The organism is Paenibacillus sp. MMS18-CY102, from assembly GCF_009789195.1.
In the GTDB taxonomy this organism is placed as follows: domain Bacteria; phylum Bacillota; class Bacilli; order Paenibacillales; family Paenibacillaceae; genus Paenibacillus_T.
The window spans coordinates 1-23,969 of sequence record NZ_WSTC01000027.1 but is presented as its reverse complement, the minus strand read 5'-3'; the positions used below and the strand labels follow the sequence as shown (position 1 = coordinate 23,969).

At 52.8% G+C, this 23,969-nt stretch carries 20 protein-coding genes and 1 riboswitch; of the genes, 2 read left to right on the top strand and 18 right to left on the bottom strand.

All coding sequences use genetic code 11. The annotated features are described in order from the left end of the window. Nucleotides 1–296 precede the first annotated feature (296 nt). The 10 genes from cbiQ to GON22_RS18770 all read right to left on the bottom strand — a co-directional run bounded on the left by cbiQ (nucleotide 297) and on the right by GON22_RS18770 (nucleotide 13,183). Entirely contained in the window at nucleotides 297–1,937 is a 1,641-nt protein-coding gene (gene cbiQ, locus GON22_RS18815; RefSeq protein WP_160397660.1) for a cobalt ECF transporter T component CbiQ, read from the bottom strand. Then, a complete protein-coding gene (locus GON22_RS18810) occupies nucleotides 1,897–2,250 on the bottom strand; it encodes a PDGLE domain-containing protein (RefSeq protein ID WP_160397659.1) in 354 nt (117 codons plus the stop codon). The genes cbiQ and GON22_RS18810 overlap by 41 nt, the downstream gene beginning before the upstream one ends. Beyond that, on the bottom strand, nucleotides 2,222–2,881 hold the full coding sequence (locus GON22_RS18805) for an energy-coupling factor ABC transporter permease (RefSeq protein ID WP_160397658.1): 660 nt from the start codon (nucleotides 2,879–2,881) through the stop codon (nucleotides 2,222–2,224). Before GON22_RS18805 ends, GON22_RS18810 begins: the two co-directional genes overlap by 29 nt. 244 nt (nucleotides 2,882–3,125) lie before the next feature. Beyond that, entirely contained in the window at nucleotides 3,126–3,968 is an 843-nt protein-coding gene (locus GON22_RS18800; RefSeq protein ID WP_160397657.1) for an ABC transporter ATP-binding protein, read from the bottom strand. Nucleotides 3,969–4,014: 46 nt separating this feature from the next. Next, the gene (gene atzF, locus GON22_RS18795) at nucleotides 4,015–5,856 is read right to left on the bottom strand and encodes an allophanate hydrolase (RefSeq protein ID WP_160397656.1); all 1,842 of its coding nucleotides are present in this window, start codon (nucleotides 5,854–5,856) and stop codon (nucleotides 4,015–4,017) included. Further along, entirely contained in the window at nucleotides 5,856–9,509 is a 3,654-nt protein-coding gene (gene uca, locus GON22_RS18790) for an urea carboxylase (RefSeq protein ID WP_160397655.1), read from the bottom strand. The genes atzF and uca overlap by 1 nt, the downstream gene beginning before the upstream one ends. A gap of 154 nt (nucleotides 9,510–9,663) precedes the next feature. After that, nucleotides 9,664–10,317 carry an urea amidolyase associated protein UAAP2 gene (locus GON22_RS18785; RefSeq protein ID WP_160397654.1) on the bottom strand — a complete coding sequence of 218 codons (654 nt, stop codon included), beginning with the start codon at nucleotides 10,315–10,317 and terminating at the stop codon, nucleotides 9,664–9,666. Between the two features lie 160 nt (nucleotides 10,318–10,477). Next, the gene (locus GON22_RS18780; protein ID WP_160397653.1) at nucleotides 10,478–11,197 is read right to left on the bottom strand and encodes an urea amidolyase associated protein UAAP1; all 720 of its coding nucleotides are present in this window, start codon (nucleotides 11,195–11,197) and stop codon (nucleotides 10,478–10,480) included. A 60-nt stretch (nucleotides 11,198–11,257) separates the two neighbouring features. Beyond that, nucleotides 11,258–12,160: an ABC transporter permease gene (locus GON22_RS18775; RefSeq protein WP_160397652.1), complete on the bottom strand. Its 903-nt coding sequence runs from the start codon at nucleotides 12,158–12,160 to the stop codon at nucleotides 11,258–11,260. An 18-nt stretch (nucleotides 12,161–12,178) separates the two neighbouring features. Then, the gene (locus tag GON22_RS18770) at nucleotides 12,179–13,183 is read right to left on the bottom strand and encodes an ABC transporter substrate-binding protein (protein ID WP_160397651.1); all 1,005 of its coding nucleotides are present in this window, start codon (nucleotides 13,181–13,183) and stop codon (nucleotides 12,179–12,181) included. Nucleotides 13,184–13,237: 54 nt separating this feature from the next. Then, nucleotides 13,238–13,401: riboswitch (guanidine-I (ykkC/yxkD leader) on the bottom strand. Between the two features lie 887 nt (nucleotides 13,402–14,288). Between GON22_RS18770 and GON22_RS18765 the strand changes: the two genes are divergently transcribed. Beyond that, complete coding sequence (locus GON22_RS18765; RefSeq protein WP_160397650.1) at nucleotides 14,289–15,527, top strand: saccharopine dehydrogenase family protein; 1,239 nt, start codon at nucleotides 14,289–14,291, stop codon at nucleotides 15,525–15,527. Between the two features lies 1 nt (nucleotide 15,528). After that, nucleotides 15,529–16,656 carry a carboxynorspermidine decarboxylase gene (gene nspC / locus GON22_RS18760; RefSeq protein ID WP_160397649.1) on the top strand — a complete coding sequence of 376 codons (1,128 nt, stop codon included), beginning with the start codon at nucleotides 15,529–15,531 and terminating at the stop codon, nucleotides 16,654–16,656. 137 nt (nucleotides 16,657–16,793) lie between these two features. Here the strand turns inward: nspC and GON22_RS18755 are convergent, their stop codons facing one another. From GON22_RS18755 to GON22_RS26190, 8 genes are all read right to left on the bottom strand, one after another. Beyond that, the gene (locus GON22_RS18755) at nucleotides 16,794–17,969 is read right to left on the bottom strand and encodes a stalk domain-containing protein (RefSeq protein ID WP_160397648.1); all 1,176 of its coding nucleotides are present in this window, start codon (nucleotides 17,967–17,969) and stop codon (nucleotides 16,794–16,796) included. 221 nt (nucleotides 17,970–18,190) lie between these two features. Next, nucleotides 18,191–18,589, bottom strand: a complete 399-nt coding sequence (locus tag GON22_RS18750; RefSeq protein ID WP_160397647.1) for a hypothetical protein — start codon at nucleotides 18,587–18,589, stop codon at nucleotides 18,191–18,193. Nucleotides 18,590–18,734: 145 nt separating this feature from the next. Then, nucleotides 18,735–19,430: an urea ABC transporter ATP-binding subunit UrtE gene (gene urtE / locus GON22_RS18745; RefSeq protein ID WP_160397646.1), complete on the bottom strand. Its 696-nt coding sequence runs from the start codon at nucleotides 19,428–19,430 to the stop codon at nucleotides 18,735–18,737. After that, complete coding sequence (urtD, locus tag GON22_RS18740) at nucleotides 19,408–20,199, bottom strand: urea ABC transporter ATP-binding protein UrtD (RefSeq protein WP_160397645.1); 792 nt, start codon at nucleotides 20,197–20,199, stop codon at nucleotides 19,408–19,410. Before urtD ends, urtE begins: the two co-directional genes overlap by 23 nt. Then, entirely contained in the window at nucleotides 20,165–21,259 is a 1,095-nt protein-coding gene (gene urtC / locus GON22_RS18735) for an urea ABC transporter permease subunit UrtC (RefSeq protein WP_160397644.1), read from the bottom strand. Before urtC ends, urtD begins: the two co-directional genes overlap by 35 nt. Before the next feature lie 14 nt (nucleotides 21,260–21,273). After that, the gene (gene urtB / locus GON22_RS18730) at nucleotides 21,274–22,179 is read right to left on the bottom strand and encodes an urea ABC transporter permease subunit UrtB (RefSeq protein ID WP_160397643.1); all 906 of its coding nucleotides are present in this window, start codon (nucleotides 22,177–22,179) and stop codon (nucleotides 21,274–21,276) included. Nucleotides 22,180–22,276: 97 nt separating this feature from the next. Then, nucleotides 22,277–23,536: an urea ABC transporter substrate-binding protein gene (gene urtA / locus GON22_RS18725; protein WP_160397642.1), complete on the bottom strand. Its 1,260-nt coding sequence runs from the start codon at nucleotides 23,534–23,536 to the stop codon at nucleotides 22,277–22,279. A gap of 245 nt (nucleotides 23,537–23,781) precedes the next feature. Then, on the bottom strand, nucleotides 23,782–23,969 hold a 188-nt coding region (locus tag GON22_RS26190; RefSeq protein ID WP_237179241.1), incomplete at its 5' end, for a hypothetical protein.

Below are 23,969 nucleotides of genomic sequence, written 5' to 3'. Positions count from 1 at the left end.
AAGATTTTAAGTCCACTGGATACCTGCCGCCGGTTATCGCATTGTGAAGGAGGTTGCTTAGCAGCGAATCGGCATCCGGATTGCTCCTGCCGTCCGCTCTTGTTAAAACTCTATAAGCGTTGTAGACCGCCGCGTGATTCGTACGTCCGCTTATATTGAAGAAGGGATGTTTGTTTGGAACTTGACCATAGTATTCATCCCCTCCCATTTTCTTATACGCCACCCTAATGACGAACATGGAGGAAACAAATTCCGCTGTAGCAGCTAAGTTTCTGGCCTCCCGGTGGGCTGCGCACTTATCCTTCCCGTTTCCGTGTTTCTCCATCCATTCTTTTGGACGAACGCATGCGGGCATCATCTGGCCCTCTCATAATAAGCTGCCAGATCGCCTGTGCCGCTTCCCGAACTGTACGTGGGTGCGTATCAGCCGCATTCTGCAAAAGCCGGAATGGCCTTACAAGCCGGGGCAAATGCAAATCCGCTTGCTCAAGCAGGCGATCATCGAACAACAGCTCTGCTGTTCCTGAAGCCAGCAGCTTGCCATCCTTCAACACAAGCACATCTGTCGCCCATTCTGCTGCAAAATCAACATCATGCGTCGCTACGATAAGCGTTAAGCCACTCGCATGCATCCGCTCCAGCAACGTCTGCAAATCATCTCGGCTCTTCGGATCGAGGAAAGCCATCGGTTCGTCTAGAATGACCACCTCCGGCCTCATGGCGAGCACGCCTGCTATCGCTACACGCCGCTTTTGCCCATAGCTCAGTTCAAAAGGCGAACGGCCGCGCAGCTCGCTCATTCCAACCGCACGCAGCGCTTCCGTTACACGTTCCTGTACAGCCAGCTCATCCAAGCCAAGGTTACGAGGGCCAAAAGCGACATCCTCCTCGACCGTAGTCGAGAAAATTTGATCGTCAGGATCCTGATAAACGACGCCGATCCGCTGGCGCAAATGCAGTGCATTTTCCCGCCCCATTCGCTCGCCAAACACCCTAACCTCACCCAAAGCCGGTTGCTCGAGCCCATTGAGCAGCGAGATAAGCGTCGATTTGCCCGCGCCATTTGGTCCCATGAGGACAACCTTCGCCCCTTGCCTAATCGAGAACGATAAGCCGCGAAGCGCTTGGATTTGTCCATATTGATAAGTTACCCCTCGCACCTCAATTGCCATGCTTGGACCCTCCTGTCCGATAGTCTGCTGCCGCCGTGCTCCCGCAATCCCAGCGCCGAATCCGCCTCTTGCCGTAATGGACTGATAAATTCTGGTGCTGCGCGCATAAGCCCGAATAAACAGAACGCCCAGCAGCTCGCCAAACCTTCGATATGTACTGCGGCTCCACATCCATCCTTCTAGCCGCAAGCCCCGTGAGCGCTGTGCTTTCACCATGCCCTGCGCCTCTTCCTTCAATAATGCGAGGTAGCGAAGCATGAGCCCGATAATCTCAAGCAGCACGGCGGGAATGCCGATGGCCCGCAAGCTTTTGATCAATTGAAACAACGGTGTGGACAGCAGCAAATAAGTAATAAGCAAGTTCGCATTCACGACCTTGAGCAACAGCACGATAGAATGGCGCATCCCCTCCTCGGTCGCCACACATCCGAATAGGCGGAACAGTTCCGTCCCTCCCTGGGCATGCTGGAACGGCACGAATACGATAGCGCCAAGCGCAAATGGAATAATGAGCAGCAACCTGCGCAAAATCTGGAGCAACGGCAACCCGGCCAACAACATTCCAAATAAAAAACAACCTGCAGCTCCCATGAGAGCTGCAGGATGTCGGAAGAACATCATCGTCGCTAATAAACCTAATACAGCAAGAAGCCGCTTGGTGGTCCGGCTACTAGCATTGTTCTCTGGCCGGCTTGTTTGCTCGTGGCCCGGCGCTGCATCATGCTCAGCGCTGGACTCCATCCACTTCAATTGATCCTGATTCATCCCGATCCCCTCCATCTCGCGCCAATGTACGGGTTAATCCCCACAACACAGCCGCCATGATCGCAATGCCCAATACGCCTGCTAGCCCTACGCGAACAGCCGTCCAAGGAATGCCTGCCACTTCGTAATCAGGAACCAATGCAAGCTGGTTCACTGCGCCTGCCTGATGCAGAAAACCATGATCTTCTGCCACTCGCTCCAGCCCATCTGGGGAGGGCGATGCCCATGGCGACATCACGCCTGCTACGGCAACCGTGATGATTCCCATCACGATCCACCTGCGCTTATGCCCGGTGACTCGTAATTCGCTCATGCGCAATACCCCCTCTTGCCGTTAGAGCGCTTCGCTCCATCAGATAGCCCGTAACCAGCGCTGTAATGGTTCCTTCGCCAATGCCGATCAGCATATGCCAGCCGACCATCGCTTTCAACGCAGTCGCTAGCTCGAACGTACCGGATACCGCTAACAGGATCGATACCCCTGCGGAAGCCGCAACGATCGATGCCCAAGCCGCAAGCCATGCAATAAAGGCGCGGCCCTTTCCTTTAAACAGCCGAATACCTGACATGTATATGCCATAACCAACAAAACTGCCGATAAATCCCGTGCACAATATGTTTGCGCCGAGCACCGTAATTCCGCCATCCTGAAACACGACAGCTTGCACGATCAGAACAGCCGCCATAACAATCGAAGCAATCCATGGCCCAAACAAGATTGCGGTCATCGTTCCGCCGAGGAAATGGCCAGAGGTCGCGCCAGCAATCGGAAAATTAATCATCTGTGCAGCGAATACGAATGCGCCAATAAGTGCGATTAACGGAATTTGCTTCGGTTCCATCGCAAGCCGTGTTCTGCGCAAGCTATAGCCGACAGCGCCAGCACCAGCGATTGTCGTCGTTACCCACGTCTTGGCGTCTAGAAATCCGTCTGGAATATGCATATGCGCCCCACTTTCGTGTTAGGTTATCTAACATACGTTATTTCCATTATCGGGCATCCCCACTTATTCGTCAAGACGTTAACAATTGCAATACACGTTTCTTTTTTCACACGCTTTGTTAACCACTTCTGTACAAAAAGACCGGACTCCGCCAATCGTGCAGATCCGGTCCAACATTGAATCAGGGAAGCAATAAAAGCAGTACAGCTCGCGAGCACCTTTTCAGGCTAGGCCACTGAACAAGCTATTCGTGCTTGAGCAGCTGCGCCAGCTCCCGCTTCAGCTGCAGGAAGCTCGGCTCCTCCCGCATAGCCGCAGTCCGCTGCGCAGGAAGGTTCACGCGGAACTCCCGAATGATCCGCCCCGGATTGGCGCCCATGACGACAATCCGTTGCGATAGAAATATCGCTTCGTCGATATCATGCGTAATAAATAGCACCGTCGTTTTCTCTTTCTCCCAAACTTCCAGCAGCATTTCTTGCATCTCAAGCTTCGTCTGCGCATCCAATGCACCGAACGGCTCATCCATGAGCAATACTTTCGGCCGGTTAGCGAGCGCCCTTGCGATCGCAACCCGTTGCTTCATCCCGCCAGATAATTGCTTCGGATACGACTTTGCGAACGATTCCAGCCGAATGATTTTTAGCCAATGGTTCGAAATGCCCCGCCGCACTAACGTAGGAACACCTTTAAGCTTCGGCCCGTACTCTATATTTTCCCGAACAGTCAGCCAAGGGAACAGCGTGTAACCTTGGAACACCATGCCGCGGTCCGCGCCAGGCCCGATAATTTCTTCGCCATCGACGGACAACTCCCCACCTGTCGGATCCTCCAACCCCGCAACAATGCGCAGCAGCGTGGACTTGCCGCATCCGGACGGTCCAAGGATAGTAAGAAACTCGTTTTCTTCGATCGTCAGGTTAATGTCACGCAACGCCTCAAACGAATTGTTTTTCGCGGAAGCATACACCTTCTGCAGGCCGCGAATTTCAATCCTTCCTTGGCTCTGGCCGCTGGCAGCTTCTCCTGCCTGGCCATTGCCAGATGCTGCCGCCGATCCCGCCCACCCATTCCTAACAGGTTCCATCGCCCTTGCCTCCTTAGATGACAAAATAGATCCGGTTTACAAGCGTTTATAAGCTGCCTAAATAGTTCCGCCAGCCGCCGAAGGCTGTAATGTCCTCCGCGCCTTGCTCGGCATACCCTTCACAAATAAAGCCCGGCACCTCTCTGCCGTCGGCCAGCTCAACCTTGCCGATCCCGAGCGGAGAAGGGATGGATGCCGTGAAGCCGCCGAAAGCGGACAATGGCATCTCCCATACTTCAAGCGTAATGGCAGCGCCGCCGTTGCCCGCCGATTGCTTGATGAGCCCCGGCTTCGCTGGCACCGTCGCCAAACGCAGCAGCTTGTAACGGGCCGCCGTTTTTGTTTCTTCAATAAACCGTGCACCGCAGCCTTGCATCTGCTTCTCAAACGGATAGCCTCGCATATGCAGGCCGCATACGGCGACAAGGGTCGTTTCCACTGCTGTGGAGGATGCGTTTGCTGGCACTCCAGACACTGCCGGCACCGCTGGCGCTGAAGGCACAGTTTGCGATTCTAACGATGCCGTTGATTGCTGCGGGGCCAATCCCGCAAATCGCTCGGCAACGCCGCGAACGTAATTTTCCTCGCCTGCCAAACCGAACAGCGTAATGCCGAACGGCGTATCCGCAAGCGCTATGCCTGCCGGAACAGCCACAGCGCATAAGTCCAGCAAGTTGCAATGGTTCGTGTACCGCCCCATGTCGCGATTCGTCTCGACCGGATTGTCGCGCACTTGGTCGCGTGTCCATGTGCCGCCTGCTGTCGGCAGCACGAGCACCGCGCCCTGAAGCAGCTCACACGCCTGCTTTCTGTAGCGTTGGAGTTGATGCATAGCCTGGAATAAGGAGGCCGCCGTATGCTGCTCGGCAGCGCCCGAGCGCAAGATGCGCTCTGTTACCGCGAATGCCGTGTCCGGGTGAGCCTCAATGAAGCCGCCCAAGCCCGCCCATCGTTCCGCAACCCATGGTCCCTCATAAAGGAGCGCTGCTGCTGCTGAGAATAGTTCTGTGTCGACAAATTCAACGGTGATGCCCAGCGCCGCGAATTGAGCCACCGCCGCGTGCCATGCCGCCTCATATTCTGCCGCATACGGCCCATAGAATGATGGCGTTTGGTCTGGCAGCACAATCCGTGCAGGCAGCGCCGGCTGCGGTGCAGGGATGCTGCGCGACCACGGATCGGCAGCATGAACGCCACGCGCAACTGCATCAACGGTATAAGCATCCGTTAGATCGGCAGCGAACACCGTGACGCAATCCAAGCTTTCGCAAGCAGGCACGACGCCCTTGAGCGGCCACGCGCCAACGCTTGGCTTGTAGCCGACAAGCCCATTCAGCGCTGCCGGGATGCGCCCAGAACCGGCTGTATCCGTGCCAAGCGAGAAGGCTGCCTGCCCTTGGGCAACCGCAACAGCAGAGCCAGAGCTGGACCCGCCGCTTATGAGCTCCGGGCGAAGCGCATTATGCGTTTCGCCATAAGGGCTGCGTGTGCCGACGAGACCTGTGGCGAATTGGTCGAGATTTGTTTTGCCAACAGGGATCGCGCCAGCTGCGATTAAACGTTCGACGACGGCGGAATGCTCAGTTGGCGTGTATGCATACTCCGCGCAAGCTGCCGTCGTTGGCACGCCTGCAAGGTCAATATTATCCTTGATCGCGAATGGGATTCCCCACAACGGAGAGCTTGCCCGATCAAGTGTCTTCAAGCGCTCCAAGTAAGGAGCAACCAATTCCGCCGAAGGCGGCGTAATCCAAATATTCATCGCAGCGGCTGCATCGGCACGGCGAATAATCTCGCCTATAACTTCCTCTGGCGTTACCGCATTGCCCGCATACTGGCCTTGTAGCCATGCAATCGTAAATGTAGAAGGCAGTGTTGTCTTCTGCATTACACCGACACCCCCGTTTCTGATGGCGCCATCGCAACGATCAATTGGCCGGCATGTACCGAATCGCCTGGTTTGACGTAATTGGCATTTACGATATAGCCGTCGCATGGCGCTTGCTGCGAGAATTCCATCTTCATGCTCTCAACGATGATGAGCGTTTCACCCTTTTTCACCTGCTGGCCAGGCTCCACGAGCACCTTCCATACACTGCCCGGCATGTTGCAGCGCACCGCCTCCGCACCTTCTGGCAGCTCATCGTCCCCCGCAGGCTTCGCCTGCTCCGGCTCCGAAACATACTCCGCCAGCCCTTGCGCCTTCCAGCTCTCCCGCTCCGCTTGGAAAGCAGCCTGCTGCTTGTCACGGAACTCGCCTGCACTTTCCTCAATCTCGTTGAGGAAACGGAGGTATTCACCCAGATCAAACGTCGTTTCCGTGATGCTTACCTCATAACGGCCACGCGGGAAGTCCTCCCGCAGTTGGAGCAGCTCATCTGCTTCTACCGGATAAAATTGAATCTGGTCGAAGAAGCGCAGCAGCCAAGGCTTGCCGCTCTGGAAGCTATCGGTCGATGAACGGAGGCGATTCCACATCTGAATCGTCCGGCCGACGAACTGGTAACCGCCAGGCCCTTCCATGCCGTACACGCACATGTAGGCACCGCCGATGCCGACTGCATTTTCCGGTGTCCACGTTCGTGCAGGGTTATATTTCGTCGTTACAAGACGGTGGCGGGGATCGATCGGCGTTGCCACTGGCGCGCCTAAGTACACATCGCCAAGCCCCATCACAAGATAGCTCGCATCATAAACAATTCGCCTTACGTCCTCGATCGAATCAAGGCCATTCACGCGGCGAATAAACTCCAGATTGCTCGGGCACCACGGCGCGTCAGGGCGAACCCCCTGCTGGTAACGGTCAATCGCAAGCTGCGTTGCAGGATCATCCCAAGACAGCGGCAATCGAACGATACGGGAAGGCACGCGGATCGACTCCAGCGGCGGAAGCTGGCGATCCAGCTCCAGCAGCTTTGCGCAAGCTTCGCGAACCGTAATTCGCGTCCGGTCGATATGCACTTGCAGCGACCGAATGCCCGGCGTCAAATCCAGCACCGGTACAGCGCCGCTCTCTTGAATCGCTTGCATTAGCGCATGGGCTTGGAAACGCAGCTTCAAATCAAGCTCCATCGGGCCGTATTCCACGAGCAGATTCTCATCGCCGCTGCAGCGGATCGTAATCGGGAATGCGCGGCCTTCGGTTTCCTTCGCCAAGATCGGATAATCCGTATCAAATGGGCGCTCACCAGGCAATTCCATTGCCCGGGCAATAAATTCGCGTTCCCCTTCTCCAACAGCATTCAGCCATTGCGTCTGTTGGTCGCGCAGCCTATCAGCCTCTTCGAGCGTAATGAGGCGGAAGCGCACTTTATCGCCGGGGCGCAGCTGGCCGATTTTCCAAAACTCCGCCGACGCCGTCGTTACCGGACAAATAAATCCGCCCAAGCTAGGGCCATCAGGACCGAGCAAAATCGGCATATCGCCCGTCAGGTCAAGCGTGCCGACCGCATAGGCATTGTCGTGAATGTTTGATGGGTGCAAGCCCGCTTCGCCGCCATCTTCTCGCGCCCAGCGCGGCGCTGGCCCAATCAAGCGCACGCCTGTGCGGGAGCTGTTGAAGTGCACCTCATAGCTAGTCGCCGCAAGCTCTTCCAGAAACGCTGGGAGCAAGAACTCAGCAGAGCAATGCGGTCCCGGAATAACGCCAATCGTCCATTCGCGCGTTAGCGCCGGACGCTCCGATAGCGCGAGCTCAACTCGATTGATCGGCGCCACGCTATTTGAACCCAAGCCCGCATGCACGCCAAGCACATCGCCCGTACGGAGCGCACGCCCGCCATGGCCGCCGAAGCCGCCAAGCGTAAACGTCGCTGCACTATCGAGAATGCGCGGCATATCGAGCCCGCCTGCGATAAGCAGGTAAGTGCGCAACCCTTCTTGCGCCTCCCCGAACTTGAGCACTTGGCCACGGCGACCAAGAACAGGCTGATAGGTTGGAACGTCATCCTGGTCCAGCTTTGCTTGCATATCTGCACCTGTTAAGCAGAACCAGATATCACTGCGGAACGTATATGAACCGCCACGAAGCGTCAGCTCAATGCCTGCTGCATCGTCGGCGTTGCCAAGCAGCTTATTGCCGATTCGGAACGACAACGGGTCCATCGGGCCGCATGGCGGCACGCCGACATCCCAGTGCCCGGTCCGGCCCGGATAGTCCTGCACGGTCGATTGAACGCCGCCGTCCAGCACCTCAATTGCAAGCTCAGAAGGGCTATACCCGTTCAACATGCGCGTATATACATCGCCTTCTACAACCGCTTGGTCTTGCAGCAACGATTGAATATAGGATAAGTTCGTCGTAATGCCATACATCCGCGTCTCCGAGAGAGCTTTAATAAGCTTCGCAATCGCGTCGGCGCGATCGCGGCCATGGACGATGATTTTTGCCAGCATAGGGTCATATAGCGAAGTTACCGTAATGCCATCGCGCACCCACGTTTCATTGCGCGCATCTGCCGAGAATGCCGCATGGTCAAGCTGGCCTGCACTAGGGCGGAAATTGTGATGGCAATCCTCTGCATAGATACGCGCTTGAATGCTATGCCCTTGCGGTGCAGGGACAAATGATTCCAGATTGTGCAGCTCATTCGCCGCTTCCTTCACCATCCACTCCACGAGGTCAAGGCCGAGCACCTCTTCCGTTACGCCATGCTCCACCTGCAGCCGCGTGTTCACTTCAAGGAAGTAAAACTCCGTCGACTGGGGATCATACAAAAACTCGACCGTACCGGCACTTCGATAACCCGCTTCCGCCGCCAAGCTACGCGCAGCTGCGAACATCCGCTCACGAACGGCTTGCTCGAACTTCGGCGCTGGGCTTTCCTCGATAACCTTCTGGTTGCGGCGCTGAATGGAGCAATCCCGCTCGCCAAGCGCGACGACTTCCCCGAAGGCATTGCCGAAAATCTGTACCTCAACGTGACGCGCCTTCGCAATGTACTTCTCCAAGAAAACGCCGCCGTTCTTGAAATTCGTCTCCGCCAAATGCCGCACCGATTCGAAGGCAGAGCGCAGTTCCTGCTCCTCCTCGCATACGCGCATGCCGATGCCGCCACCGCCTGCGGTACTTTTTAGAATGACCGGATAACCGATGCCCGCTGCCGCACTGACCGCCTGCTCCAGTTCCGTAATAAGCGGCGTGCCCGGCAGCATTGGAACGCCAGCCTTCTCCGCGAGCTCACGCGCCGAGTGCTTCAAACCGAACATCTCCATCTGCTCTGGTGTCGGCCCGATGAAGGTAATGCCGCGATCGCGGCAAGCGCGCGCGAAGCCCGCATTTTCGCTCAAGAAGCCATAGCCCGGATGGATTGCCTGCGCGCCCGTCTCCTCTGCAATCTGCAAAATCAGCTCAGCGTTCAAGTAACTGTCCTTCGCTGCGCCCTCGCCGATCAATACCGCTTCGTCAGCTTGATCGACGTGAAGGCTATCTTGGTCCGCCTGCGTGTATACAGCTACAGATGCAATGCCTAGCTTGCGCAGCGTGCGCTCGATTCGAACAGCAATTGCGCCGCGATTGGCGATTAGTACTTTAGTGAACATCTTGGTTTCCTCCCCGGATTGCCATTCTACGTTTCGTTTCCCCGTTACCGATATCTTCCTGTCTGCTCCGATCAAACCGTGTGCCCACTCACCCGTGATCGATTGAACCCGTCCTCGTCGTTATCGCGCTAACTTGCAGCCGCTACGCTTCAGCTTATCGCTCCCAGATCAACACCTTAACCGGCGTCGGGTTATAGGCGTTGCAAGGATTGTTCAACTGCGGGCAATTGCTCAACAGCATCATCGTGCGCGCAATCGCCTGCATCTCCACATAAGCGCCTGGCGACGATACGCCATCTGCGAAGGTTAAGCCGCCATCCTCCGTTACTGGCACATTCATGAAAAAGTTCACGTTAGGCGCCAAATCCCGCTTCGTATACCGCGCATCCCGCTGCTTCGCAAGCTCCAGCATGAACGTGTCGCGGCAGTTGTGCATGTGCAGCTTCTCATGCGCATACCGCACCGTGTTGCTCTGAGCCGAGCAGCTTCCGCCCACCGTATCGTGGCGGCCGCATGTGTCTGCAACGATTTGCACCAGCGGCTTGCTGGATTCCGAACGCAAGATTGAGCCCGTCGTCAGATAGATGTTGCCTTGCCCTGCGATGGTCGCTACTGCACTGTAGTGATCCTCCGGATTGTCAGCATCATAGAACAACGTGTCAGCTGCCTGATTGCCTTCCAAATCTACAATTCGCAGCACCTGCCCCGGCTCCAGCTCACGCATCCACCCGTCCCCTGCTGCCACCACTTCCTCATATATCGCTTCCGACGCAACGCGCGTGCTCTCCACTCGGTTAAATACGGACACAAGTAAAACCCCCTAATTGAACGTTCAAAATGGTTGAATCTTCATCTATGGCCATCAGGCGGCACCGGCTCACCGAGCTAATATCTCGGCTCGCCCCGCCGCTCTTATCATCTCGATCAACGTGCGGGCAGCCGCTTCGCGGCCGCCCACCTATTTCCCTTTACACGCCCATGAGCGCGTAATAGTCCCATGTATTCTCGTAAGCGCGCCGGTTCTCCGGCCGATAATTCACGCAATAGTCGAGCGAATCGACCGGCGACGCCTCAAACACTTCAATTTTGACCGGCACCGACGGATACTCCGTCCGCGGGTCGAGAGGATTCGGCGTGTTCGACAGCACCAGCACCGTATCCATCTCCGTCCGAAGCGTCACCGTCGCATTCGCCGGGCAATGCGCCACGTCATAATGCATGCGCCCTGTTTCATCCACCGCGATTTTTGAGAATAAATTCACAACCGGCATCATATCCCGCATGCCGAGCCCGCAGCGCACCAGCTCCACTGCAAAGTTTTCTTGCCCGCTGCGCAGCCACTCATTGCGCAGCTCTTGGTAATTCGTATGGCCATACTTCTCGTCCGTAGCCTCTCGATAGGTGTATCCGCCAAGCGGATCATGCCAGCCGAGGCTGTCTTGCACAATGCTGGCCAGCGCACGCCCGTTATCGCTCATTAGCACGTTCCCGCGGGTTAGATGCGCCGTATGCTGCGCTTTCAGCGTATCCGGCATGTTGTAGCGCTCCGTCAAATCACGGGCGTGAAACAGCTGAATAGAAACATTCGCTCCCGCCTCCAATGCCGTAAACCGAATCAGCTTGCCTCGACCTATCGTCCCTGACCACTTGCCGCCCGGACGAATTGCCGTATTCCAAATTGCGTTCATATTCGTTACCCCCATTAAAATAAATGTTTTGGCTGGCCACGGGCGGCGGCTACGGCCGGATCAGGCCCAAGGGAAGAACCGCTTGTTCATGAATGCGAAGATGCGGTCACTGATCAGCCCGAGCAGCCCAATGACGATAATGCCGACAAAAATTTGGTCTGTGTTTAGATACCGTTGTGCTTTCATAATCGCGTAGCCGAGCCCGCTGTTCACGGCGACCAGTTCTGCTACAACCAAATACGTCCACGCCCAGCCAAGAATGAGGCGAAGAGTATGCATCAGCTGCGGCTGGATGGCCGGCAGCAGCACTGTCTCGATTACTTTCCAGCGGCTCGCGCCTAGCGTGAAGGAAGCTTGCAGCAAATCCTGCGGCACGCGCCGCACGTTATCGGCTACCATCAACACGAGCTGGAAGAAGCAGCCGAGAAAGATCAGCATGATTTTGGCCCATTCGCCGATCCCTGCCCACACCATGATGAGTGGAATGAAGGCAACAGCCGGCATATACCGGATAAACTCCATTGGCGGCTCGATGAACGCTTCACCGAACTTGAACGTCCCTGCAAGCACGCCCAGCGGAATGCCGATGGCACAAGCAAGCAAGAAGCCGCCTGTTACGCGGAAAATGCTGACGCCGATGTGATGCCAATAATCTGCCGTTCCGAGCAAATGAATTAGTTCAGCCAGCACATCGTGCGGCTTCGGCAGGAATATTGGATTCACCGCCTCCGTGTAGCTGAGCGCCGACCAGGCGAGCAGCAAGAGAAGGAAAGATGAGGCTGCCGTCAACGCGAATGGCTTTGTTCCGATATCTTTAAAAATCTGAAGCCGATGCGGCTTCCGCCTGCGGCGTGCCGCCAGTCCGCCGGACCCCATTGTCACGGCGCCGCCCTCGGGCGCTGCTTGCTGTGGAGCAGCCGACGAAGATTGTTGCTGTGCCGATGCTGGTGGAATACTGCTCATCCGCTTCGCCTCCCCACTTTAATGCCCGGCTACGAACGAGGAATCGAAGATTACGCTGTAATCGTCAATGTCATCGACCATATCGAGCTTCTGCAGAAACTCCGCTGTTTTCTGCGCCGTGTAGGCCAGCGAAGAGTAATCCTCGCGAGTGCCGAACGCCGTCACGTTATCCTCGCGGGTAAACAGCTTAATGCTATCCAAGCCAAGCTTGAAGTCCGCCGGCGTCGTCTCTGCCTTCTGGGCCAGCAGCTTAATCGCCTCATCTGGATGCGCTTTGAAGTACTCCAAGCCTTCGAACCATGCATCAACGATCTTCTGCACATCGCCCTTGCGGTTTTTCACGACACTATCGCGGAACACCAGCAGATCGGGAATGAGCCCCGGCGTATCTTTGGAGGAGAACAATACTTTGCCTTTGCCCTCGGTGACAGCTTTCGTCTGGAATGGCTCCCACAGTACGGATGCATCCGTCTTGCCTGTGATGAACGCTGGCCCGGCATCGTTGACGGTCATGTTCACAAAGTTAACATCAGATTCCTTAAGCCCGTTCTGATCGAGCGCCGTGAGCAGCAGCAGATGGTCGACCGTCCCTAGCTCCGTTGCAACCGTCTTGCCCTTCAAGTCCTTCACGCTCGCAATGTCTGGCTTGGCGACAATCGCGTCCCCTCCGTTGGAGTTGTCATTCACCAAAACAGCCTTTAACCCGATTCCTTTCGAGATTGGAGCGAGCGTGTCGCTGAGCGTCTGCGAGTTCGCATCCACCTTGCCGGTCGCCAGCGCTTGGAGTGAATCGCTATACACCGGGAACCACTCTAGCTTGACGTTCACGCCATGCTTCTCGAACAGCCCTTGCTGCTCGACGAGATACCACATATACCAGCCAGGCCAAGGGCTGAGCGCGATTGTAATCGGTTCATCAGACCCTCCCGCAGCGGTCTCCTTGGACGATCCGCCACAGCCTGCAACTACCGTAAATACGAATACAAGAACGAGAATAAGCAAGGATTTGCGAACATTTCTCATCGACTCCACTCCCTCTTTTTCGTAAAAAAATATAAGAAAAAACCCGGGAGAGTAATCTCCCAGGCTTTTATCCTTCCGTGTATGCGCATGTCCGGCTGGCCGCTTGCTGCAGCTGCATGGATGCATCGCACGCCATCTCTCGGACCTGGCCTGACTCTCCCACGACGCGCATTGATGTCGCTCTTGGTTGAACCAGCGGAACCCTAGACAGCTTTTTCGTTCATCAATCTGCTAACAACTTTCATTTTTGCCAGATGAGAACTATATTTTGTTTTGTTATGAAACCTGACGTTTACCTGTAGTTTATTGCGAACGTTCGGATGTGTCAACATATATGTTAGGTTTTATTACATAGATAATTGGGGAATTGATGAAATCCGTACATTGTCCGGAAATAGGATGGGGAGTAAAGCCGGATAAACGCAATAAGTTCGTCGGGGAAAAAGAGGGAGAGGCGAACCGAAATGTGAGGTTTGTTCTTATTCCATCGTAGGAAAGAACAAAAAGACGAAGGCAGGGTTTATCTGATTGGCCTTCTAGCAGGTTGCCAGACCCGCCAATTTGCCTAGTAGAAATTGCTAACAAAATTCATCTTAACAATTTAAATAAATTTCTTGATATTTGGAGAGTTTATGATAGTATAAGAATGCGTTACTTTTGGAAAGCAATAATTCAAATATATATAGAGTCTTTCCAAGCAGATAATTTTTGACCACATCCACCTTCAGGAAGTAAAGGCCATACGGACAGCCGGGTCAAATGCCGACTGGCAACTTTAGTTGCCTTATTGATTGAGCTAACAGCTCAAATTTTATAAGTTTGGTTTCTTTACGACCGGTGCATTGTATCGCACATCAACTTGTGAAACGATCAATAAGAGTGGTAAAAGTGATTATTTGCTATATAGACTCTGATTCGTTATCGATATATTTGAATATTAATGGCGACATTTTAATATTCCTTTATTATATCTAAACAAGTTGTGATACGCGATGATGCGTTTTTGCTCACTTGTTTTTTTTGTGCGCAAAAACCGATCGCAATCATCTGGACCCAACAAAGCACGGCGAACATCAACTAATTTAGAAGTAAGGGAGATTGAGAAATGGGAAAAGCGTTAATCATTGGTTGTGGCGGGGTAGCATCTGTTACGATTCACAAATGCGTTCAAAATAGCGAGGTTTTTGAAGAAATTTGTATCGCAAGCCGCACGAAATCCAAATGCGATGAATTAAAAGCAAAATTAGACGGCGGCAAAACAAAAATTACGACTGCGCAAGTGGATGCCGATAACGTGGACGAACTCATCGCTTTAATTGAAGAAGTGAAACCGGATATCGTCATGAACTTAGCCCTTCCATACCAAGATTTGACGATCATGGATGCCTGCCTGGCGACCAAAACCCATTACATGGATACAGCAAATTACGAGCCTGAAGATACAGCAAAATTCGAGTACAGCTGGCAATGGGCATACCGCGAGCGTTTCGAGAAAGCCGGCATTACGGCCCTTCTTGGCAGTGGATTTGACCCGGGCGTAACAGGTGTATTCTCCGCTTATGCACTCAAGCATTATTTTGACGAAATTGAATATATCGATATTCTGGACTGCAATGGCGGAGATCACGGCTATCCGTTCGCAACGAACTTCAACCCAGAAATCAACATTCGCGAGGTTTCTGCTAACGGCAGATATTGGGAGAACGGCGAATGGATCGAAACGCAGCCGATGGAAATCAAACGCGTATACAACTTCGCTGAAGTTGGCGAGAAAGATATGTACTTGCTCTACCATGAAGAGCTGGAATCCCTTGCTGTTAACATGCCGGGGCTGAAGCGTATCCGCTTCTTCATGACGTTCGGCCAAAGCTACCTGACTCACCTCAGAGCGCTGGAGAACGTAGGAATGACTTCCATTGAGCCGATTGAATTCGAAGGCAAAAAAATCATTCCGCTTCAATTCTTGAAAGCTGTATTGCCTGACCCAGCATCGCTCGGACCGCGTACGGTTGGCAAAACGAATATCGGCTGCATTTTCCAAGGCAAAAAAGACGGCCAAGATAAAACGTACTATGTATACAACGTTTGCGACCACCAAGAGTGCTATAAAGAAGTAGGCTCCCAAGCTATTTCCTACACAACTGGCGTTCCTGCCATGATCGGCGCTGCTATGATCCTGACTGGCAAATGGAATAAAGCTGGCGTGTACAACATTGAAGAGTTTGATCCAGATCCGTTCATGGAAGAGTTGAACAAATGGGGACTTCCATGGGTAGAAGATTTTAATCCAGTACTGGTTGACGGCAAGCCGTCGACGAAGAAACAACCGGTATTGGTTCGGTAAGATGCGCTTCAACGAACTGCCTACACCATGTTTTGTCGTCGATGAGGCACTCATCGAGAAAAATCTTAAAATCCTAAGCGGTGTTATGCAACGTACAGGAGCAAAGATTGTTTTGGCCCAAAAAGCATTCTCCATGACAACCATGTACCCCCTCATTGGTGAATATTTAAGCGGCACGACCGCCAGCGGCTTATTCGAAGCACGGCTGGGTTATGAAGAAATGGGCAAAGAAACACATGTCTTTGCCCCTGCTTACCGCGAAGATGAGATTGATGAAATCATCTCGATTTGCGATCACATTATTTTTAACTCCTTCTCGCAGCTCGAGAAGTTTAAAGACCGGGCGCTTCAAGCCGGCAGAAAGATTGGCCTTCGCGTCAACCCGGAATGCTCCACGCAAGTTGGGCATGAGATTTATGACCCTTGTTCGACTGGCTCCAGATTTGGCGCCAAACAAGAGGATTTCCGCCCGGAGTTGCTCGACGGCGTAACCGGCCTGCACTTCCACACCCTCTGCCAGCAAAACTCCGATGACCTGGAGACTACGCTGCAGGCAGTAGAAGCCCGGTTCGGCGAGTGGCTGCCACAGATGGAATGGATCAATTTTGGCGGCGGCCATCATATCACACGGGATGATTATGATATCGCTACCCTTGAAGCCTGCATTAAAAGCATGCAGGACAAATACGGTTTAGAAGTTTACTTGGAACCGGGAGAAGCCGTTGCACTCAACGCAGGCTTCTTAATCGCATCCGTTCTGGATCTCCATAAGAATGGCGTCGATATCGCGATTCTGGATACTTCCGCAACATGCCACATGCCGGACGTGTTAGAAATGCCATACCGCCCACCTATTATGGAAACGGGCGAGCCTGGGGAAAAACCGTTCACCTATCGGCTGACCGGCCAAACTTGCTTAACGGGCGATGTCATCGGTGATTATTCGTTCGACCAGCCGTTACAATGCGGCGATCGGCTCGTGTTCGGCGATATGGCCATCTACTCCATGGTGAAGACCAACACCTTTAATGGCATGGCGCTGCCAGCCATTGCGGTTCAAGATAAGAATGGCGATTGCCGGATTGTTCGCGAATTCGGCTATGAAGATTTTAAGATGCGCTTGGCGTAGCATAGCGTGCATTGTTCCAAAAAAAGAGCTGTCTCAAAAGTGATTGCATTTGCAATCGACTTTTAGGACAGCTTTTTATATGCAAAACAACGGGGTGTCCCCCGCCGTTATGGCTTTGGGACACCCCTATTTCATTCTTATTTCTTGCGCTTCCATACCGATCCGTCGGAGAACGCGACTTTATCGATCGTAATGTTCGAAATCTTGCTCGTGTCCGAGTAGCTAAACAGGTCCCAAGTGAACGTATACGTCTCGCCCCAGCCTACAGCATCGTTAGCTTTGCCGTAGAAACGGTTGTTGTACGGGTATCCACCCTTTGCCGGATCACCATAGGAATCGAAGCAGCTGAAGGAAAGTTCGAATGCGACGATTTTCTTTTCCGTCAGGTTTTTCAGGCGAATATTCGCTTCTGGATATCCCATTGTATCGTAAGAAATATCGGATGCTTGAATTTGAATTGGCACGTTCTTATTGTTAACAAGCTCTTGCTTCAATTGTTTCTTGAAGTCAGCCAACACTTTATTCCACATGTTGGACATATCCTTGTAGAATGCATCACTCGCATACAGCCGGTCCGTTAGCTGATAGCTTCTGCTTGGGATATCCTCGCCCTGCTTGGACATGCCATGAATGGCACGACCGAGGAACGTATGGTTTTCTCCGTCAATTTCAATTGCATAGCCCGGCACGTTCGTTGCGTTCTCGAAAGCGCCTTTTTGGCCGGCTGCCAGCGTCATCGTATAGTCAGTTGTGTACACATCGCCGTTATACATAGTGTATTGCACATAATCGACATTAACGGCATTGCCGCCGAGGTTTTTAATCGACGAATTCGTAACTTGGAGCGGCAGCCCTGTGAAATACTTCGTTTTGCTCGGGTCACCGGTTTTGATGCTGATCAAATCAGTCTTCGTAGTCGCTACTGCACCCATCGTATCCAGCAATGGCTTCAGCGGCACCATCGTACGCCCGTTAACTTGCGCTGGCGCTGTATTCAGGAATACCGTTACGCCATTGATTGTCGCCGAAAGCTGGCCAACCACGAACGTAACCGTCGTCTCTCCGTTTGATCCAACAATTCGCTTATTGGAAGCATCCCACGTGAAGCTTAACCCGAGGCTCTCGATCGTTTCCTTCGCCGATACGAGCGTCGCGCCATCTCGGATAACTGGGGCTTGCGCATATTTAACCTTCACGCCGTTAACAAATACAGATGGACCGCTTGTTGCTTCAGCATTCGCCGTCCAGACCGGCATCGTCAAGAGCATGATGAATGCTAGCATGAATGCTGTAATACTCTTTTTGTTTCTCATTTCTTCCTACTTCCCCCTTCTAGTTGGTTACATTTGTAAACCATAACGATAATTATAGTATGACTTCTTGTCGAGGACTAGCTTTTCATGATATTTTAGGAGATTTTTAGATTATTATTGTCGAAACCACAACAAAAAGGCCACCTAGTTCATGCTAGCTAACCTCAAATTTATACATCACTGCATAGCTATTCCCGTGCTTCACCCTATTATTTAGGCTTTCACTTTAGAAGGCTTATTACTTTCTTTATATCATTCTCCCGGTTCTCTTCTTGAAGTAGGGGGACATCCAAACTATACGCCTTATCTTCGCCCTCTATTGGAATTAATGCAAATAACCTGTCATACGTCGAATTGCCTTCTGAATCGCAATTTAAAATATAAACAACACCATTGCCTAGCTTAGTCTCCCCCTCATACTCCGTTGTCTTAATGCTGCAGTGGTTCGGCAACGCCGCGCCATTGGGCTGGCTATGATAATAGGATACAAGGTTCAACACCGAGCTTTCGGAAGAAAAATCTGCGTCTGAACGCTCACCTTTGCTATCACTGCATCCGCTTATGAGCAGCGCGGTTATTAAAAAACCTGTAACTGCAATAGACTTGATGGGCATTCTCATCGCAACATGTACCTCCATTTTGGTTAACCGGTTAAGTTAAATCTTATCATATCCCCCCGCATTAAAATAGCACCACCAAATACGGGGGAGTGCCCCTCGCATAAGATGATGCAATAATGCATTTACAACTATTCCACTGCGTCACTTACACTGTCAAATACCTCCGGATAACCTCGTCGCTCAGGCTCTCCAGTTCGCCCTCCCAAGCAACAGCGCCCTTATCGAGAATGTAGAAGTAATCCCCGACGCTTTTCACAAAATCAAGGCTCTGCTCAACGAGCAATATCGCCGTCTTGCCATCCGCCTTAATGGAGCGGATTACGTCCCGAATGTCATCGACGATCGACGGCTGTATGCCCTCGCACGGCTCATCAAGCAAGAGCAGCTCTGGCCCCGACGCCAATGCCCGCGCGAACGCCAACTGCTGCTGCTGCCCACCAGAGAGGTCACCGCCTCGGCGCTTATACATTGTAGGCAGCACAGGGAACTTCGCAATCGCCTCAGGTGGGACCTCTTGCACCTTCTCCCGCGCCGCTTCCAACCCGATCAAGATATTCTCATACACGGTTAGCTGCCCGAATATTTCGCGTCCCTGCGGCACGTAGCCGATACCGCTCTTCGCCCGGCGCGCTGGCGCAGACTTCGTCAAATCTGCACCATTGTACGACACCACTCCCCGGCGGGCCTTCAATACGCCCATAATGCTTTTCATCAGCGTCGTCTTTCCTACACCGTTGCGCCCGAGCAAGCAGACGACCTGCCCTGGCTTAACGTTGAGCGACACATTGCGCAAAATAATGCTCTCGCCATACCCTGCCTCAAGCTGTTGAACGGCTAACATCAGCATCCCGCCTTTTTCCGAGATAAACTTCCGCTACGCGGTCGTCATTCTGCACATCGTCCATCGTGCCTTCCTTGAGCAGCTTGCCCTCGTGCATTACGGTAACCTTGCTTGCGAAATTACGGACAAACTCCATATCATGCTCCACAACGACAATGGTCCGGGACTTGGCGATTTCCTTCAACAGCTCGCCCGTCTTATCCGTTTCCTTGTCAGTCATGCCGGCGACCGGCTCATCCAGCAGCAAAATATCCGGCTCCTGCATCAGCATAATGCCGATCTCCAGCCACTGCTTCTCTCCGTGCGACAGGCCTCCGGCACGCCATAACGCTTTGTCCTGCAGGCCAATTAACGCCATTTGCTTCTCAATACGCTCCCGGTCCGCCACCACCATCTTCGCGAACAGCGTCGCGAACACACTGCGTTTCTGCCGCATAGCAATCTCTAAGTTCTCGAATACAGTCAGCGTCGGAAAAATAGACGGAGCTTGGAACTTGCGCCCGATGCCAAGCTCGGCAATCTGGTGCTCCTTCTTTCGGGTAATGTCCATAATGCCATCCGCACGGTTAAACATGACCTTGCCCGAGGTCGCCCGCGTCTTGCCGCAAATAACGTCCAGCATGGTCGTTTTGCCCGCACCATTGGGACCAATTAGGAACCGCAGCTCACCTTGCTCCAGCGTCAAATTCATGCCCTGAACTGCCTTGAACCCGTCGAATTCGACGGTAATGCCTTCACACTGCAGGATTACGGACGGCATCTTGATCATGTTCCGTCACCCTCCTCTTGCGAATTTTGATTCGGCCAAACAAGCCGGCCACGCCGTTAGGCAGGAATACGACGACAACAACAAACAAAGCGCCCATAAAGAACAGCCATGCATCTGGGTACTGCGCGCTGATTTCGCTTTTGCCCCAGTTCATGAGCACCGCGCCGATCGCTGCACCGACCATCGTGCCGCGACCGCCGATTGCGACCCACAATACCATTTCAATCGATGGGACAATCCCCATCATGGAAGGCGATATAATGCCCACATGGAGCACGAACAGCATGCCTGCAAGGCCTGCAAGCGCACCGGAAATTGCGAAAGCCGTCATTTGATAAAAAGCAGGATTATATCCGATAAACCTTACGCGATTCTCACCGTCGCGAATCGCGCGCAACACCTTGCCGAACCGGCTTTTAACTAAAAATCGGCACAGCAGGAATGCCACGATCAGAAAAGCAGCCGTTATCCAATACAGCATTTGCTTCGTATCAGGGTTAGCAATGGAGTAACCCATAATGCGGCTATAGCCCGTCACGCCGTTGGTTCCGCCTGTATAGGCTTGCTGCCCAATAAGCAGTGTCGTTGTTATGATAACGAGTGCCTGTGTCAGAATCGTAAAGTAAACCCCGCGAATTCGGTTACGGAACGTTACATAGCCTAGAAACAAAGCGAGCAAACCTGGCAGCAGAATGCCTGCGGCAAATGCGAACCCTAGTGACTCGAACGGCTTCCAAAACCATGGCAGTGCGGTTAAACCGCTCCATTCCATAAAATCCGGCATTCGGCCGCCACTCGCCTCAAGCTTCAAGTACATTGCCATCGCATAGCCGCCTAACCCGAAGAAGACGCCATGGCCTAAGCTCAGAATGCCGGTGTAGCCCCACAAGAGATCCAGGCCAAGTGCCACGATAGCGAAAGCGAGAAACTTCGCAAGCAGGTTTAGGCGAAAATCACTTAAATAAAGCGGTGCGGCGAACAGCGCTGCCGAAGCAGCAGCATAGCCGACGAGTGTCCACACACGCGCTGGCGTCCATTGTTTCGTCGTAAGCGTAAGCATCGTTTAACACCCTCCTAATCCAACGAACGTGAACGCATGGCAACGAACCCTTTGGGCCGCCATTGCAGAAATGCAACAATACAGATGAACACAAGCACCTTGCCTAGCGAGGCATTCGTCCAATACTCGAACATCGTATTCGTCATGCCAATGCCGAGCGCTCCGAACAACGTCCCGACAAGCTTGCCTACGCCGCCCAGAACAACGACCATAAAGGCATCTACGATATAATAAGTGCCAAGCGACGGGCCAATCGGGCCAATGAGCGTCAGGGCGCAGCCTGCAATCCCAGCAATGCCCGAGCCAATGGCGAACGTCATCGCGTCCACCCGGCGGGTCGAGATGCCGAGGCATGCGGCCATGTCACGATTTTGCATTACGGCGCGCATATTGCGTCCCGCATGGCTGCGATAAATGTACAGGTACATCGCAAACAAGCAAATGATAACTAGGCCGATGATAAAAAGCCGTTTGTACGGCAGCACCACGCCCGCCATTATCGTGACCCCGCCATCGAGCCAAGTCGGGCTAGTCACGCCGACATTCGGCGCGCCGAAGATGGAGCGCGCGAGCTGTTGCAGCGCGAGCCCTACACCCCAAGTTGCGAGCAAGCTGTCAAGCGGGCGCCCGTACAAATGCCGAATAAGCGAGGCTTCGAGCAATAGCCCAAACAAGAACGCAATGCCGAAACTAACCGGGATAGCTAAGACGAAGTACCAATTAAAAAGCGAATCCGGCAGCGCACTTTTGAAAATATTTTGCGTCACATACGTGGCATATGCCCCAATCATAATAAGCTCGCCGTGCGCCATATTGATAACGTTCATGAGCCCGAATGTAATCGCTAATCCTAGTGCAATCAGCAGCAGAATCGAGCTAACACTGAGCCCATTAAACAGCTGCGTGACGTATAATTCCATAATCTCACCCCACCTAATCCCATTTGGACAACAGAGAAAGGGAAGCATTCGAAGCCGAGCAGCGAATACTTCCCTCAATTAAGCTGCGACTCTTATGTTAGTTGCCCGAGCTGAGTGATGCGGCCCACGCATAGCCTTTCAGATATGGGTCTGGCTTCACAGGCTCACCCGTAGCCCACAGCTCCTTGAACTGCCCATCGCCCTGTACTTCGCCAATGCGGACCGTTTTGTACAAGTGCTGCGTTTCCCCGTCAATTTTCACTTTGCCTTCTGGCGCATCCCACTCGAGATCCTTCGCCGCTGCTTTAACCTTATCGACATCCGTCGAACCGGCTTTCTCAACCGCAGCCGCCCACAGGTAAACGGCATCGTAACCTGCTTCAATCGGGTCAGCCGTTACACGGTCAGCGCCATATTTCTTCTTATAGTTGTCTACAAACGTTTTATTTTGAGGCGTATCCGTCGTTTGGTAGTAGTTCCATGCCGCGAGATGGCCCGCTAACACATCTGCACCGATACCGCGAATTTCTTCCTCCGCTACCGATACCGACAGCGTAGTCAGATCCTTCGACGTAATGCCTGCATCCTTCAACTGTTTGAAGAATGCTACGTTGCTGTCGCCGTTCATCGTGTTAAATACGACATCTGGCTTCGCTTCTTTGATTTTTGTAATAATTGTGCTGTAATCGGTATGGCCAAGCGGCGTATACTCTTCACCCACCAGCTCGCCGCCTTCGGCTTTCAACTGTTCTTTAATGATCTTGTTCGCCGTACGCGGGAATACATAGTCCGAGCCGAGCAAGTAGAACTTCTTGCCGCGGTTCTCGAGCAGCCACGATACAGCCGGCACGATCTGTTGGTTTGTCGTTGCGCCTGTATAGAAAATATTAGGCGATTGCTCCAGCCCTTCATACTGCACCGGGTACCAGAGCAACCCGTTAAGCTCCTCGAACACTGGAAGCATCGCCTTCCGGCTCGCCGATGTCCAGCCACCGAATACGGTCGTAACTTTATCTTCAGAAATGAGCTTGCGCGCTTTCTCGGCGAAAGTCGGCCAGTCGGATGCCCCATCCTCAATCACCGGCTCGATTTTCTTGCCAAGCACGCCGCCCTTCGCATTTATCTCATCAATCGCCATCATCTCCGCGTCCTTCACGGAAACCTCACTGATCGCCATCGTACCGCTTAGTGAATGAAGAATGCCTACCTTGATCGTATCGCCACTGCCTGCTGCCGATTCATTCCCTGATCCCGTTGAAGCCGGCTCATCTTTACTTCCACATGCCGCTAATGCAAGGCACAGGGCCACAAGCAATATCGCTGTCTGATAGATGGGTGCTTTCTTTTTCTTCTTCATTCTCCCACTCCCCAATATACGATCGAATTGACGAACATTACCTTGTAAAACCATTCCAATGTTCGTGATCTCATTATAGAGTGGCTCTTCCTTTTGTGTCAACATAACTAACATCATTTATTTAAAATTCTTTCAGTTGTTAATGAAACCAATTCCATTCCGCTATATTGTGTTAATATATATGACATAGAAGGTCGAAATATTCGTTTTTCCTTCACATCATGGCTAGTTCCATAATCATACGTCTAACTATCTAACATCAATGTTGTAATCGATAAATATATCGTAATCCGAACATTATCTCCTTTTTTCTGTGAAAAGAATAACGCACACATGATGGACCTCGTCTTTGAAGAATGATGGGATTCTGTAAAAATGGCAATAGGATGCTCGGGAAGCGAAATATTCGGTTCCATGTTTAAACCATATTTAA